14 protein-coding genes and 2 tRNA genes are annotated in these 14,228 nt (G+C 72.8%); 5 read left to right on the top strand and 11 right to left on the bottom strand.

Translation table 11 applies throughout. The features are described from left to right. Positions 1-28: 28 nt before the first annotated feature. Positions 29-589 (bottom strand): HIT domain-containing protein, encoded by a 561-nt coding sequence (locus ABZZ04_RS28450; protein ID WP_283850680.1) that lies wholly within the window; start codon positions 587-589, stop codon positions 29-31. A 66-nt stretch (positions 590-655) separates the two neighbouring features. Between ABZZ04_RS28450 and ABZZ04_RS28445 the strand changes: the two genes are divergently transcribed. Then, a complete protein-coding gene (locus tag ABZZ04_RS28445) occupies positions 656-1,333 on the top strand; it encodes a potassium channel family protein (RefSeq protein WP_356935067.1) in 678 nt (225 codons plus the stop codon). A 29-nt stretch (positions 1,334-1,362) separates the two neighbouring features. On the opposite strand, the gene thrS is transcribed toward ABZZ04_RS28445, so the two are convergent. The 3 genes from thrS to ABZZ04_RS28430 form a co-directional block, all read right to left on the bottom strand. Continuing rightward, positions 1,363-3,339 carry a threonine--tRNA ligase gene (thrS, locus tag ABZZ04_RS28440; RefSeq protein ID WP_356935066.1) on the bottom strand — a complete coding sequence of 659 codons (1,977 nt, stop codon included), beginning with the start codon at positions 3,337-3,339 and terminating at the stop codon, positions 1,363-1,365. A 139-nt stretch (positions 3,340-3,478) separates the two neighbouring features. Next, the gene (locus ABZZ04_RS28435) at positions 3,479-4,753 is read right to left on the bottom strand and encodes a hypothetical protein (RefSeq protein WP_356935064.1); all 1,275 of its coding nucleotides are present in this window, start codon (positions 4,751-4,753) and stop codon (positions 3,479-3,481) included. After that, on the bottom strand, positions 4,753-5,319 hold the full coding sequence (locus ABZZ04_RS28430; protein ID WP_356935063.1) for a DUF4365 domain-containing protein: 567 nt from the start codon (positions 5,317-5,319) through the stop codon (positions 4,753-4,755). Before ABZZ04_RS28430 ends, ABZZ04_RS28435 begins: the two co-directional genes overlap by 1 nt. 193 nt (positions 5,320-5,512) lie before the next feature. Here ABZZ04_RS28430 and ABZZ04_RS28425 point away from each other — a divergent pair, with 193 nt between their 5' ends. Continuing rightward, positions 5,513-6,238 (top strand): 3'-5' exonuclease, encoded by a 726-nt coding sequence (locus ABZZ04_RS28425; protein WP_356935062.1) that lies wholly within the window; start codon positions 5,513-5,515, stop codon positions 6,236-6,238. Positions 6,239-6,357: 119 nt separating this feature from the next. On the opposite strand, the gene ABZZ04_RS28420 is transcribed toward ABZZ04_RS28425, so the two are convergent. Together ABZZ04_RS28420 and ABZZ04_RS28415 are read right to left on the bottom strand one after the other, a co-directional pair. Continuing rightward, positions 6,358-6,429, bottom strand: a tRNA-Val gene (locus ABZZ04_RS28420). Positions 6,430-6,468: 39 nt separating this feature from the next. Beyond that, the gene (locus tag ABZZ04_RS28415; RefSeq protein ID WP_356935061.1) at positions 6,469-6,915 is read right to left on the bottom strand and encodes an SRPBCC family protein; all 447 of its coding nucleotides are present in this window, start codon (positions 6,913-6,915) and stop codon (positions 6,469-6,471) included. Positions 6,916-6,998: 83 nt separating this feature from the next. On the opposite strand from ABZZ04_RS28415, the gene ABZZ04_RS28410 reads away from it, so the two are divergent. Next, positions 6,999-9,527: a hypothetical protein gene (locus tag ABZZ04_RS28410; protein WP_356935060.1), complete on the top strand. Its 2,529-nt coding sequence runs from the start codon at positions 6,999-7,001 to the stop codon at positions 9,525-9,527. 439 nt (positions 9,528-9,966) lie between these two features. Here ABZZ04_RS28410 and ABZZ04_RS28405 read toward each other — a convergent pair. Together ABZZ04_RS28405 and ABZZ04_RS28400 are read right to left on the bottom strand one after the other, a co-directional pair. Beyond that, positions 9,967-10,038, bottom strand: a tRNA-Val gene (locus ABZZ04_RS28405). A gap of 77 nt (positions 10,039-10,115) precedes the next feature. After that, on the bottom strand, positions 10,116-10,607 hold the full coding sequence (locus ABZZ04_RS28400) for a TIGR02611 family protein (protein WP_356935059.1): 492 nt from the start codon (positions 10,605-10,607) through the stop codon (positions 10,116-10,118). Between the two features lie 190 nt (positions 10,608-10,797). Between ABZZ04_RS28400 and ABZZ04_RS28395 the strand changes: the two genes are divergently transcribed. Both ABZZ04_RS28395 and ABZZ04_RS28390 read left to right on the top strand, forming a co-directional pair. Next, positions 10,798-11,211: an SsgA family sporulation/cell division regulator gene (locus ABZZ04_RS28395; RefSeq protein WP_003959770.1), complete on the top strand. Its 414-nt coding sequence runs from the start codon at positions 10,798-10,800 to the stop codon at positions 11,209-11,211. 345 nt (positions 11,212-11,556) lie between these two features. Then, the gene (locus tag ABZZ04_RS28390) at positions 11,557-12,147 is read left to right on the top strand and encodes a CGNR zinc finger domain-containing protein (RefSeq protein ID WP_356935058.1); all 591 of its coding nucleotides are present in this window, start codon (positions 11,557-11,559) and stop codon (positions 12,145-12,147) included. A gap of 4 nt (positions 12,148-12,151) precedes the next feature. Here the strand turns inward: ABZZ04_RS28390 and ABZZ04_RS28385 are convergent, their stop codons facing one another. The 3 genes from ABZZ04_RS28385 to ABZZ04_RS28375 all read right to left on the bottom strand — a co-directional run bounded on the left by ABZZ04_RS28385 (position 12,152) and on the right by ABZZ04_RS28375 (position 14,058). Further along, positions 12,152-12,307 carry a hypothetical protein gene (locus ABZZ04_RS28385; protein WP_187438460.1) on the bottom strand — a complete coding sequence of 52 codons (156 nt, stop codon included), beginning with the start codon at positions 12,305-12,307 and terminating at the stop codon, positions 12,152-12,154. Between the two features lie 112 nt (positions 12,308-12,419). Further along, entirely contained in the window at positions 12,420-13,508 is a 1,089-nt protein-coding gene (locus tag ABZZ04_RS28380) for a LacI family DNA-binding transcriptional regulator (RefSeq protein ID WP_356935057.1), read from the bottom strand. A 100-nt stretch (positions 13,509-13,608) separates the two neighbouring features. Beyond that, positions 13,609-14,058 carry a hypothetical protein gene (locus ABZZ04_RS28375; RefSeq protein WP_356935056.1) on the bottom strand — a complete coding sequence of 150 codons (450 nt, stop codon included), beginning with the start codon at positions 14,056-14,058 and terminating at the stop codon, positions 13,609-13,611. Positions 14,059-14,228: the final 170 nt, after the last annotated feature.

Below are 14,228 nucleotides of genomic sequence, written 5' to 3'. Positions count from 1 at the left end.
GCGGCCTTCGCGCGGGGCGGCGGTCCGGTCAGTCGACCGGCCAGGCGTCGGCCAGCATCTTGCGCGTGTCGGCGAGCAGCTGCGGCAGCACCTTCGTGTGCCCGACGACCGGCATGAAGTTGGTGTCACCGCCCCAGCGCGGCACCAGGTGCTGGTGCAGATGGGCCGCGATGCCGGCCCCGGCCACCGCCCCCTGGTTCATGCCGATGTTGAAGCCGTGCGCGCCCGACGCCGACCGCAGGGCCACCATCGCCCGCTTGGTGAAGTCGGCCAGCTCCATGGTCTCCGGGCCGTCCAGCTCCGTGTAGTCCGCGACGTGCCGGTACGGCACCACCATCAGATGGCCGCCGTTGTACGGGTACAGGTTCAGCACGGCGTAGACGTTCCGGCCGCGCGCGATGACGAGTCCGTCCTCGTCCGATTTCGACGGGATGCCGCAGAACGGGCAGCCGTCGCCGGCCTCCGGGCCGGTCGGCTTGTTCTCGCCCTGGATGTACGCCATCCGGTGGGGCGTCCACAGGCGCTGGAACGCGTCGGGCGTTCCCACTCCGATCTGCTGCTCCGGCTCACTCGTCATGGCGATCAGCATATTGCTTCACCCCCGCGGAGCGTGTCGCCGGGGCCGCCCCCGTGCGCGGACGGCGATGCTGAGGCGATGAGCGACCGGCCCGCCGACTCGGCACCTCCTTCCTTCCGGCGCTGGGAGCAGCGCACGGAAGTACCACTCCTCGTCGTCTCACTGGTCTTCCTGCTCGGCTACGCGGTGCGCGTCCTGGCCCCCGACGACGCCGGGGTCTGGCGCGACCTCGCCCTCGCCCTGGTCTGTGCCACCTGGCTGGTCTTCGTCGGGGACTACGCCGTACGGCTCCGGCTCAGCGGCCTGGGCCTCCGTTTCGTCCGGGTGCACTGGCTGGACACGGTGGTCCTGCTGCTCCCGCTGCTGCGGCCGCTGCGTCTGATCCGCTTCTACACCGCGGTGCAGCGGCACCGGCAGCAACCGCGGCTGAGCCTGTACGCCCGTGTGATGGCCTATGCCGGGGTGAGCGCGCTGCTGCTCGGCTTCTCCGCCGCGCTGGCCGTCTACCACCAGGAGCACACGGTGCCGGGGGCCTCGATCCGCACCTTCGGGGACTCGGTGTGGTGGGCGTGCGAGACGCTCACGACGGTGGGGTACGGGGACGCGGTCCCCATCACGCCGAGCGGCCGGTTCGTCGCGTCGGGCCTGATGGCCTGCGGGCTGGCGCTGCTGGGGGCGGTAACGGGCTCGTTCTCGTCGTGGATGCTGCAGGTGTTCCGGCGCGAGGACGAGAAGAGGCCCCCGGAGGGCGGGTAGCTCTCCGGGGGCCTCTCACGCCGTGCGCGTCAGACCTGGACGCGGTCCTCGACGGCCTTCTGGATCTTGGCGATGGCGTCCTCGACGGGGATGCCGTTCTCCTGCGACCCGTCGCGGTAGCGGAAGGAGACGGCGCCGTTGGCCATGTCCTCGTCGCCCGCGATGATCATGAAGGGCACCTTGGCCTTCTGCTGGTTGCGGATCTTCTTCTGCATCCGGTCGGACGAGGCGTCCACGTCGACCCGCAGCCCCTTCTTCCGCGCCTTGGCGGCGAACTCCTGGAGGTAGGGGATGTGCGCGTCGCCGATCGGGATGCCGACCGCCTGGACCGGGGCCAGCCACACCGGGAACGCACCCGCGTAGTGCTCCAGCAGCACCGCGAAGAAGCGCTCGATGGAACCGAACAGGGCGCGGTGGATCATGACCGGGCGCTGCTTGGTGCCGTCCGGGCCGGTGTACTCCAGGTCGAAGCGCTCCGGCAGGTTGAAGTCGAGCTGCACGGTCGACATCTGCCAGGTGCGGCCGATGGCGTCCTTGCACTGGACCGAGATCTTCGGGCCGTAGAACGCGGCGCCGCCCGGGTCCGGGACCAGCGGCAGGCCCTGCTTCTCGGCGACCTGGCGCAGCGTCTCGGTGGCCTCTTCCCAGATCTCGTCCGAGCCGACGAACTTCTCCGGGTCCTTGGTGGAGAGCTCCAGGTAGAAGTCGGTCAGGCCGTAGTCGCGGAGCAGGTTCAGGACGAAGGTGAGCGTCCGGTCGAGCTCCTCGGCCATCTGCTCCTTGGTGCAGTAGATGTGCGCGTCGTCCTGCGTGAAGCCGCGCGAGCGGGTCAGGCCGTGCACCACGCCGGACTTCTCGTACCGGTACACCGTGCCGAACTCGAAGAGGCGCAGCGGGAGTTCACGGTACGAACGGCCGCGCGCGTCGAAGATCAGGTTGTGCATCGGGCAGTTCATCGGCTTGAGGTAGTAGTCCACCCCGTCGTCGAGCTGCATGGGCGGGTACATGCCGTCGGCGTACCAGTCCAGGTGGCCGGACTTCTCGAAGAGCTTGCCCTTGGTGGCGTGCGGGGAGTAGACGAACTCGTAGCCCTCCTCCTCGTGCCGGCGGCGCGAGTAGTCCTCCATGGCGCGGCGGATGATGCCGCCCTTGGGGTGGAAGACCGCGAGGCCGGGGCCGATCTCGTCCGGGAAGGAGAAGAGGTCCAGCTCGTTGCCGAGCTTGCGGTGGTCGCGCTTGGCGGCCTCCTCCAGGAACTCCAGGTGCGCCTTGAGCTCGTCCTTGGTGGGCCAGGCGGTGCCGTAGATGCGCTGGAGCATCGGGTTCTTCTCGCTGCCGCGCCAGTACGCCGCGGCGTTGCGCATCAGCTTGAAGGCCGGGATGAACCGGGTGGTCGGCAGGTGGGGACCCCGGCAGAGGTCCTTCCAGCACAGCTCGCCGGTCTTCGGGTCGAGGTTGTCGTAGATGGTCAGCTCGCCGCCGCCCACCTCGACGTCCGCGCCGTCGTCCGAGGACGCGGAGCCCTTGATGCCGATGAGCTCCAGCTTGTACGGCTCGTCGGACAGCTCCTCGCGGGCGTCCTCGTCCGTCACGACCCGGCGGGAGAACCGCTGGCCCCGCTTCTGGATCTCCTGCATCTTCTTCTCGATGGCCTTGAGGTCCTCGGGGGTGAACGGCTTCTCGACGTCGAAGTCGTAGTAGAAGCCGTCCTTGACCGGCGGGCCGATGCCCAGCTTGGCCTCGGGGAAGAGCTGCTGCACGGCCTGGGCCATGACGTGCGCGGTGGAGTGCCGCAGGATGTTCAGGCCGTCCTCGGAGGAGATCTCGACGGGCTCGACGACCTCGCCGTCGGCGACGACGTACGCGAGGTCCTTCAGCTCGCCGGCGACCCGGGCCGCGACGACGGTGCGCTCGCCGGGGAAGAGCTCGGCCGCCGTAGTGCCCGTCGTCACCACGCGCTCTTCCCGCTCGGAATCGCGTTGGATGGTCACACGGACGTCTGACACCGGTCTCTCCTGACTCAGGGGGAACGCACGCGTTCGCTGTGCGCGTGCGATACGAATCGTACCGAGCCGCGGGCCCCCTCTGCGAAACGGTTCGGGCGCCGGGCCCCGCCGCCGCCCCCGCGCTCCCTTCCCCGCGGCCCTATTCGCCGGTGCACGCCTCCTCGAAATGGTCGACGTTCTCCTGGAGCGACTTCATCAGCCGGTCCCGCTCCGCCTCGTCGACCTGCACGGGCACCACCTGGGTGGTGCGGGTCAGCCGCCGGAAGCCGCCGCGGCTCTCCAGCCGGCCCTCCACCCTGACCGGCAGCCCCACCAGATGGGCCTGTCCGGCGATCCGGTACGCCTCCTCGTCCAGCTCCAGCCGTACGTGCGGCACCTCGGCGCCCGCCAGCACCCGCAGTCGCACGATGCCCGGTCCGCACGGTGCCGAGCGGCGCATCCTGACCACGGTCCCGGTGATCCGGACCGTCACGGCGGGTTCGTTCCTGAGATAGCGGGCGCCCGCCCGGCGCAGGGCGGGCAGGTCGCCCGGGGAGAACTCCACCGGCTCGGGCCGGGGCGGGCAGCCCCCGGGGGTCCCGGCGGCGGGCGCCCACTCCAGAGCGATCCCGGCCCCTTCCGAGCCCCGGACCAGAGCGACGAGGGCCTCGGTGAGCTCCCGGCTGACGCCCGCCCCGACCGCCGTGTCGAAGGCGTCGAAGCCGCCGGTGGCCCGCTGGTAGTCCACCGCCTCGCGGGCGGCGTGCAGGGCGTGGTGGAGCCGTACGACGACGGCTCGGCCCGCCTCGACCGGGAGGTAGGCGGTCAGCTCCCGGCCGCCGGGCTCGGGCCCGACGAGGATGTCGTCCAGCGCCGCCCCGGCCCTCCGGCGGTGCCGTGCGCCGTGGTAGCCGGTGCGCTCCCGTACGGCGAGGGCTCCGGCCAGCAGGATCTGCCGGGCGGCGGTGTGCAGCCGCTCGGCCTGGGCCCAGCCGGCCGCTCCCGCCGTGCCCGCGGCCGGTTCGGGGACCTCGCGCCACCAGCGGATCGCGTCGCTGGGCACGGCGAGGGAGACCAGTACGTCGCGGGCGGAGGGCACGGCACTGCGGGCGAGCGCGGTCAGCGCCTCGCCGAGGAGGTCCTCGCTGTCGGGGAAGGCGGTGGTGTCGGGGACGAGCAGGCTGGTGACGCCGCCGTGCGGGGCGGGCGGGCCCGGCGGGGTCCAGCGGCTGTAGCGCCCGGCCGCACCGCCCCTGCGCCGCCAGCCGTGCCGGGCGAGGAGGGCACCGAGGACCGCGGGATCTACGCGGGCCGGGTCGGGGATGTCCCCCGGCGGCCCGGAGGGGCCGGCCCACGGCCCGGCGGGCTCGCCGGGGCGCGGGCGGGTGGCCGACGGGATCGCTCCGTCGGCGGGTTCGTCCATCGGCCGGTGCATCAGGGTCTCCCTCCGGCCCCCACGCGGGTCATGATCTCGCAGAGTGCCCGGTCGTCGAAGATGCGCGAGGTGGGGATCCGTACGGTGGTCCTGTGCCGGCCCGTCACCGGGTGTCCGGCCAGGTTGGTCCAGTAGCAGCAGTGCCGCAGGTCGAGCCGGTCGTGCCCGGCGCGCAGCCAGTCGTCCTGGCTGCGCGGCACGATCATCACGACGAGGATCTTGTGCACCGACACCGGGGTCCGGGCCAGCTTCACGAGGTGGGCGTTGTCCAGCGTGAAGGAGAACGCCGGTCCCGGCGGCCGGGGCGGCAGCTGGTAGGTGCACTTGAGCTGCACCTTGATGGTCACCTCGTCGTCCACGGTGTGGCCGGGGGCGCCGTGGCTGACGTGCCAGTCGATGCCGTTGTCGGGGAAGGGCTGGGACAGGGAGCATCCGGCCGCGGCCGCGACCGCATGCAGATAGCCCACCTGGAGGGTCTCCATACAGGCGGTGGTGGCGAGTGTGCCGCGCAGCGGGACGATCCGCTGAGGCAGCAGTCCGCTCGGTTCGGGCTGCGCGAGCGCCATGGCTGCGAGTGCCTCCCGGGCTGTGCCGATCGGGGTTCTTCGGTGCGGGGCGGCGGACAACTTCCTTACCCGTCACCTGTGTTGTCACCGCACGGAGCGGCCCGCAAACGGCGTACCAGGCAAAGCGCGCGGGTATCACCGAACCGGGCAGGGGAATCGCACCGCCTGCCGTCCGGACACGAGGAGTTCGGGGATGACTCATTGGTACGAGGGGCCGCTGGCCGCTTTTGACACCGAGACAACAGGAGTCGACGTCGAGGGGGACCGGATCGTTTCGGCCGCCCTGGTCGTCCAGGACGTGACGGGCGGGCGGATGCGTGTCACCCGCTGGCTGGTGAATCCGGGCATTCCGGTGCCCCCCGGGGCGATCGAGATCCATGGTCTGACCGATGACCACCTGCAGCGCAACGGCCGTTGGCCGGCTCCGGTGGTGGAGGAGATAGGCCGGGCGCTGGCCGAGCAGTCCGCGGCCGGACGTCCGCTGGTCGTGATGAACGCGCCGTTCGACCTGACGCTGCTGGACCGGGAGCTGAAGCGGCACCGGGCCTCGTCGCTCTCCCACTACCTCCAGCACGCGCCGCTGTGCGTGCTGGATCCACGTGTGCTCGACAAGCATCTGGACCGCTACCGCAAGGGACGGCGCACCCTCACCGACCTCTGCGAGCTGTACGGCGTGGCGCTCGACGGCGCGCACGACGCCGCGGCCGACGCGTCGGCCGCGCTGGAGCTGGTGCGGGCCGTGGCGCGGCGGTTCTCGTCGCGTCTGGAGCGGCTGACCCCGGCGGAGCTGCACACCCTGCAGGCCGTGTGGCACGCGGCGCAGGCGCGCGGCCTGCAGGCGTGGTTCGCGAAGAACGGCACCGAGGAGGCGGTGGATCCGGCGTGGCCGCTGCGCCCGGCGCTTCCCGCCGTGGCGTGAGGTGACCGGCCGCCCGGTCCGGTACCGGTGCGGCGCACACGGAGGGGCGCGGAGGGAGACCGCGGGGAGAAACAGAAGACCGGTCCGTCGTTGCTGCTGACGGACCGGCCTCTTCCGGGTGGGCGATACTGGGTTCGAACCAGTGACCTCTTCGGTGTGAACGAAGCGCTCTCCCACTGAGCTAATCGCCCGGGAACGGGTTGAACCATACAGGGCTCGGCGGGTCGGGTTCAAACTCCTTCCAGCCGGGCCGTCAGTCCCCGCCGTCCGGCGCGCATCATCAGGGCGTGGTTGGCGCGGAACACCGGGCGTCCGGGCACCGCGAGGAGCCGCATCAGCCGCTTGCGCACCTCGACCTCCTGCTCGTAGACGGCCCGGCTGCCGTCGCCGTGCGGGGTGACCGTCCACCGGGCCCAGCCCTCCAGATCGCCGCCGAGCGTCGCCTCGACGACCCGGGCCCGCGGATCGCGGCGGCTCTCACGGACGGTCATGACGAGGTCGTACGGGAGGACGGAGCGGATCCGGGCGGTGCCGGTGGTGGCGTCGAGCGAGGCGACCTCGCGGAACTGCGGCCACCAGCGCGGGTAGTCCTCGGCGCGCAGGAGGATCTCGTAGACGGTGTCGGGCGGCCCCGGAAGGTCCCAGATGCTCAGGAAGCGGTAGTGACTCCAGTCCATGCTCCCAGTCTGCGCGTACTCAGCCGGGGAACTGAGTATCCGAGCGCATGTTTGAACCTGTGGCTCGCACCACACTCCGTGGCATGGAACATGTGCCGCCGCCCGCCGAGGAATTGGCGCTCCTCGATCGCGAACTGGCCCGACTGGACGCCCGCCGGTCCCAGCTGCTGGTTCGCCGTGCCTGGCTGGTGAGTGTGCTGACGCCGCCCGCGGCGCCGGCCCCACCGCAGTTCGCCGGTTCGTTCGGGCCTCCCCCGGCCGGCCCGGCCGCGTTCGGGCCTCCCCCGGCCGCGCGGGCCGAGCAGCGCAGCGCGCAGAACGTGCTGCTCACCCTGGGCGGTCTGCTGCTGGCGATCGCCGCGATCGCCTTCACCCTGGTCAGTTGGGGCCACATGGGGATCGGCGGCCGTTCGGCGGTGCTCGCCGTGGTGACGCTCGCCGCGCTCGCCGCCCCCGCCGTGCTGCTGCGCCGCGGACTGTCCTCGACGGCCGAGTCGCTCGCCGCCCTGGCGTCGGTGCTGATGGTCCTGGACGCGTACGCCCTGCACCGGGTGGCGGTTCCGGAGGCCGGCGGGGCCGGCTTCGCCGCGGCCGCCTCGGCGGTGCTCGCGGTGCTGTGGTGCGCGTACGGGCTGCTGCTGGACCGGCTGCGGCTGCCGCTGCCCCTGGCGGTGGTGAGCGCGCAGTTGCCGCTGCTGCTGTGGGCGTGGTCGGCGGGGGCCGGTGCCACGGTGTTCGGCTGGGCACTGCTGCTGACGGCCGCGCTGGACTGCGCGATCGCCGTGCGGGTCACGCGGCTTCCGGTGCGGGTGACCGCCTGTGTCGGCTGCTGGACGACGGGGCTGCTGGGGCTGCTGGTGGCCCTGGGGCAGTCCGTCTCGGCCGGGTCCGCCCCGGCCGCGCTGGCTCCGGCCGCGCTGCTGCTCACGGGTGCGGCGATCGCGCTGGCCGGGGCGTGGCGTGCGCCGACGGGGTTCGCGGTGGCCGGCGGCCTGCTGGCGGGGCTCTGCGGGGTGGCCGCGGTGGGCGGTGTGCTGCGGGCCGGGATGGACTGGGACTGGTCGGTCCCGGTGTACCTGCTGTGCGGGGTGGTGCTGCTGGTGGCCGTGCGCGCCCCGTTGCCGCGACCGGTCGGGCAGGGAGTGCTGTGGGCCTCGGCCGCGGTGGTCGTGGCCGCCGTGCTGGACGCGCTGCCCGCGGTCGGGGTGTCGTTGCTGGGGCCGGTGTCGCGGCTGGGAGAGGTGTGGTCCGGGGTGCCCGACGACGGTGTGCGGGGCGCGCTGGGGGCCGGTGGTCCGGCGTGGTCCCACATGACCGCGACTCCGGTGGTGCTGCTGGCGGTGGCCGGTCCGGCGGCACTGGCGCACCGGTCGTGGGACCGGCTGGTCCGGGTGGCGGGGCCGGTGGTGTCGCCGGGCGCTTCCTGGCGGGGTGCGTCGGGGGCCGTGGCGCTGGGGCTCGGCTGGGCGGGGCTCGTCGTGTCGCCCGCGGTGCTGGGGTTCCCGTACCCGGCGGCGGTGGCGGTGCAGTCGGTGCTGACCGCAGGGGCGTTCGCGGTGGCGGTGGCGGGGTTGCGCCGGGGCGCGGGCGTTTTGGGGACGACCGCGCTGGTGTGCGCCCTGGCCGGTGCGGTGAGCACGGGGCTCCTCTCGCTCGCCGCGCAGGGTGCGACGTACGCGGTGTTCGCGGTCCTGCTGGTGGTGTGCGCGGCGGCCGCCGTACTGCTCGACGGTGCCGCGGGACCGGTGGCGCAGTCCCCCGCCGCCCCGGCGGTGCCCTCCGTCCGGTTGCCGTGGATCGCGCAGACGGTGACCGCGTGCGGGGCCGTGCTCTGTGCGACGGTGCTCGCCCGTGCGCTCGGGGCGTCGTGGGGGCTGCCCGTCCATCAGGCGGCGCCGGTCCTGCTGGTCGTCCCCGTGGCGACGGTGCTGCTCGGGGCCCGGCTGGGGAGCCGTCCGAGCGCGCTCCCGGTGGAACTGGCCGGGGCCTCGGCCGCGGCGGTGGCGATCTGCATGGCCCTGCCGGACCGGCCGTTCCTGGCCCTGGTGCTGGCGCTGTGCGGCGTACTGGCGGCGGGTACGGCCGTACGGGCCGAACGGCGGCCGGTCGCCGGGTACCTGGCGGTGGCGCTGTTCGTCCTGGCCGCCTGGGTTCGGCTGTCGGCCTCGGGGGTGTCGGACCCGGAGGCGTACACGCTGCCGGTGACGGTGCCCGCCCTGGTGGTCGGCGCGCTGCGCCGGCGCCGGGACCCGGAGGCGTCGTCGTGGACGGCCTACGGGCCGGGGCTCGCGGCGACGCTGGTGCCGAGCCTCTTCGCGGCCTGGGTCGATCCGCACTGGCTGCGGCCCCTGTTGCTCGGCGCGGCGGCGCTCGTGATCACGCTGGCCGGTGCGCGGCTGCGGCTGCAGGCGCTGCTGCTGCTCGGCGGTGCGGTGCTCGCGCTGGACGCCCTGCACGAACTGGCGCCGTACGTGGTCCAGGTCGTCGGCGCGCTGCCGCGCTGGCTGCCGCCCGCGCTGGCCGGGCTGCTCCTGGTGGTCGTCGGGGCGACGTACGAGCAGCGGCTGCGCGACGCGCGGCGGTTGAAGGAGACCCTGGGCAGGATGCGCTGACGGGGCGTCGCACGGCCGGTCCGGGGTGCCTTCGCGGGGGCTCCGGACCGGCCGTCGGCCGTCCGTCCGGCGACGGTCGCCCGCCGGGCGGGGAAGCGAGTGCCGCGAACTCGCCCGTGAAATGGAGCAGTTCGCACCCTCCACCGGCGCAATGCAATTGCGACGCAGTTCTCGAATGGCCTGCGGCATTGCCCACGGAGCGGCACGGCGAACTCTTTCCGGGAATTCCAGCCGGCCCCGGCGGCCTGCCCGTACGCGATATCCGGATACGGCTTGTCGATTAGCGGATCACGCTCCGGCCTCCGCCGCCCGGACCGAATCATTCACGAAAGCGCTCACGTCCCGTACCGGAAGGCCGCGCACCGGATCCGGAGGAACGCGGAACGGGAAACACGGAGGGCCCGTGAGACTCTGCGTCTCACGGGCCCTCCGTCCGGGGTGGGCGATACTGGGTTCGAACCAGTGACCTCTTCGGTGTGAACGAAGCGCTCTCCCACTGAGCTAATCGCCCGGGTGCGGACCAAACATTACCCCATGTCAGCGGTGCCCCGTGACCACCCCCGGATCAGCCCCGCACCCGCCCCGGGGTCACTCGTTGATCTTCCACGGCATGACGATGCCGAACTTCCAGACGTAGATCCCCACCAGCACCGCGACGATCACCAGCCCGGTCACGGTGAGGATGATGTTGCGCCGCCGGACCTTGGGGTCGAGCGCCCGCTGGGCGGCCTCGGTGACCTTCCGCCTCGTCCAGCGGAGCACCAGCTGGGCCCAGACGAACTCGGTCGCCCAGATCGCCATGCCGCCGAAGATCACCAACCAGCCGGGGCCGGGCAGCGGCAGCATGATGATCCCCGCCACGACCACGGCCAGACCGACCACGAAGACGCCGACCTGCCAGCTCAGGTGCAGCGTCCTGGACGCCTTGATGAAGCCGGGCGCCCTGGATCCGAGCTCCCGGTCCTCCTTCGCCACCTCCTGGGCGACCTCCCCCGTCACGCCGTCCGCCCCATCCCCCGCGGCGGGCCCGGGGGCTGCCCGTCCGGCGCTCCCGCCCCGCTCGTCACGCTCCGCATTCATGGAAGACAACCTACCGGAACGGTCTTCGTCACCGGAATGGCCGCATAACCGAAAGTTACACACCGCCGTACGAGCTATCCGAAGGAACACAAAAAGGTCAGAGGGGTTTACAACGCCACCGTAGGTGGCATGTCGATTTCGCCGACGTGCGAATCCCCGAGCGCACACTGAGCGAAAGGCCCTGGCGCTTATGAACACCACGGTCAGCTGCGAGCTGCACCTGCGCCTCGTTGTGTCGAGCGAGTCCTCACTGCCTGTCCCCGCGGGCCTGCGGTATGACACGGCCGATCCGTATGCCGTGCACGCCACCTTCCACACCGGAGCGGAGGAGACGGTCGAATGGGTATTCGCCCGCGACCTCCTCGCCGAGGGGCTGCACCGCCCCACCGGCACCGGAGACGTCCGCGTCTGGCCATCCCGTAGTCACGGCCAGGGCGTCGTCTGCATCGCGCTGAGCTCCCCGGAGGGCGAGGCCCTGCTCGAAGCCCCGGCGCGGGCCCTGGAGTCGTTCCTGAAGCGGACCGACGCCGCGGTCCCACCAGGCACCGAGCATCGCCACTTCGACCTCGATACGGAGCTCTCTCACATCCTGGCCGAGAGCTGAGCCAGGCGGAGAGCCGCGCGGCGCCGTCCGACTCGGGGAGACGGCGTCGCGCGGACAACCTCATACGGCCGGTACCGGCGCCGTGACCACACGATCCACCGTGGTCACGGCGCCGGTACGCGTCCGCCGTACGGCCCCGCCCGGCCAGCCCGCCCCCGCGCCGGGCCGGAACGCGCCCGTACGGGGCCCGCGACCGCCCACCGGCCCCTCCGGGACCGGCCCGTGGCCGGTATGCGCTCACCGCACCCCGCACGGGCCCTCTCGGCCCTCTGCGCCCCGCCGCCGAGCCAGTAGAGTCAGCCGGCATCGGCGGGCACCCGCCCGCCGGAGGCAGGGAGCGAAAGCGTGCTGATCCCACACGACACCCGGATCGCCCTCGACACAGTGGTCGATCTGCTCAACACCGCACCGGAGAGCGAACCGCCGTCGGGCGGGGCGCGGCCGGGGGACGGACTGGGCGACGGTCTCGCCGGCGTCGAGACGCTGTACGACTTCGCGCGACGCCATCGCATCAGCGGCGTCGGCACGCTCGACGAGAAGGACCTGCGGGCGGTGCGGGACGTACGGACCCGTTTCGCGGAGATCTTCGCGACGGACGACCTCCAGCTCGCCGCCTCGCTCGTCAACACGCTCGTCGCGGCCGCCGGCACGACGCCGCAGCTCAGCAATCACGACGGCTACGACTGGCATGTGCACTACTTCGCGCCGGACGCCTCGATCGCCGACCATCTCGCGGCCGACTGCGGCATGGCGCTGGCCTTCATCGTGGTGGCGGGCGAGCTCGAACGGCTGCGCAGGTGCGAGGCGCCGGACTGCCGGCACGCCTTCGTCGACCTGTCCCGCAACCGCTCCCGCCGCTACTGCTCCAGCCGCACGTGCGGCAACCGTCTGCACGTGGCCGCGTACCGGGCACGCCGCAAGGAAGCGGCCGGCTGACCGTTCACAGCATGAACAGATCGTGCAGCGCGGCCATCAGCAGCAGGCTGCCGATCACCCCGAGGAAGATCATCAACGGGGGCTGGGAAAGCGCGAAGAGGCAGCCGCGCGGCTCTTCGGCAGGGGGTGCGGGGGCATCGCCCCGGGAGGTGTCCACCATCTCGGGACGATCATGACGCACTCCGGACCCGCCGAACGCCAATAGCCCTCATCACGACGGGAGTTCACTCGTACCGGGTCGTCCGTGATTCGCTCCGGCGGCCGATCCGCCGTCACGTGTTCGGCAGTGCTCCCGGGGCCCCGGGACCCGCCGGGGCCGACGCCGCCCCGCCCGCGCGCCCTCCATCCGGCATCGTGCTGGAGGCCCGCACCACGAGTTCCGGCCGGAGCACCACGTCGCGGTGTTCGTGGGTGCCGTCCTCGTCGTCCGACTCCTCCAGCAGCAGCTCCGCCGCCATCCGCCCCATCACGGCCGCGGGCCGGCGGACCGAGGTGAGCGGCACGGCCGCGGCGGCGGCGAACTCGATGTCGTCGTACCCGACGATGGCCATGTCGTGCGGCACCCGGACGCCCGCCGCGTACAGCGCCTGCAGCACGCCGAGGGCGAGCAGGTCGTTGGCGCAGAACACCGCGGTCGGCCGGGGCACGAGGCCGAGCAGCCGGGCCCCGGCGTCGCGGCCGGCCGCCACGTCCAGGCGCTCGGAGGAAATCTCGACGAGCGCCCCGGGCGGCAGTCCGCCCTCGGCCAGCGCCGCCAGGGCGCCTTCGCGCCGGTCCCTGATCTGCTGGAGGTCGCCGGGGCCGCTGACGTACGCCACCGAGCGATGCCCGGCCGATACCAGGTGGCCGACGGCCAGGGCGCCGCCGCGGACGTCGTCGACGGAGACCGAGCAGGTCCCCCCGCCGGACGCCACCCGGTCCACCAGGACGAAGGGGATGCGGTGGCGGTGGAACGCCGCCAGGTTCCGGCCGGTCGCGTCGGCGGGGGTGACCAGGACGCCGCACACCCGCTGCTCGGCGAAGAGCCCCAGGTACTCGGCCTCCTCCGCCGGGTCCTGGTCGCTGTTGCAGACCATGACGCCGAGGCCGGCCTTCCGGGCGGCGCGCTCGGCGCCGCGGGCCACGTCCACGAAGAACGGGTTGCCCATGTCGAGGACGAGCAGTGCCATGATCCGGCTCCGGCCCGCCCTGAGCTGGCGCGCCGACTCGCTGCGCACGTAACCGAGTTCCTCGATGGCCGCCAGCACCCGGGCGCGGGTCTCCGGCAGCACCGCCTCGGGCCTGTTGATCACATTGGAGACCGTGCCCACGGAGACTTCGGCCCGTCGGGCCACGTCCTTGATCCCTGCCACACGCGCCACTCGTCCTGCCCCACCGATGCCCTCGGCCGCGCCCGTCCGCGGCGTCGTCCCATCGTACGGACGGCGCCCCGGGGCGGCCCGCCGTCCCCGGCGGCGGGGGTCAGATGCCGTGCTTCTTCAAAATGGCCTCGATGTCGCTGAAGTCGTCGGCGGACGAGGCGGGCTGCTGCTGCCGGGGCTTCGCCTTCGGGGCCGCCTGGGCCCCGGCTCCCAGGGAGGGTGCCGACGCCCCGGGGGCGACGGCGTCCGCCCGCGCCGCCCGGGCCGCGGCCCTGCGTTCCTTGCGGGTGCCGCCGCTGCGGCGTTCGACCGCGCGCGTGGTCGTGAACAGCACCCAGGCCAGTGCGAGCAGCCCGAAGCCGGCCCAGATGCTCGGCTTGAAGGCGATCCCGGCCACCCAGTCCACGATCCCGGTCAGCGCCAGCCCGATCGGGACCAGCGAGTAGGCGGCGATCCGGGCGGCGGCGAGGAAGCGCTTGCGGTACGCGGTGACGGCGGCGATGCCCAGGCCCGCGGCGGACACCGCGGCGCAGATGGTCTCGGCAAGCATCGGTGCCTCCAGGCGCACGGGGAAACGTCCCTTCCATCCTGCACCGGCGACCGGGCGTGCGGCCACGATCGGGGACCACATCAGGGACTTTTCAGGGCCGGGATCCTCCCCAGGTGCCGACCGGGCCCGCCGGGGCCGCCACCGGGGCGGGGTGCGGGTTGGGAGGTGCG

The organism is Streptomyces sp. NPDC006435 (genome assembly GCF_040612315.1).
Taxonomy (GTDB): Bacteria; Actinomycetota; Actinomycetes; order Streptomycetales; family Streptomycetaceae; genus Streptomyces.
The sequence above is the reverse complement of the archived record's forward strand: the minus strand, read 5'-3'. Positions and strand labels throughout refer to the sequence as shown.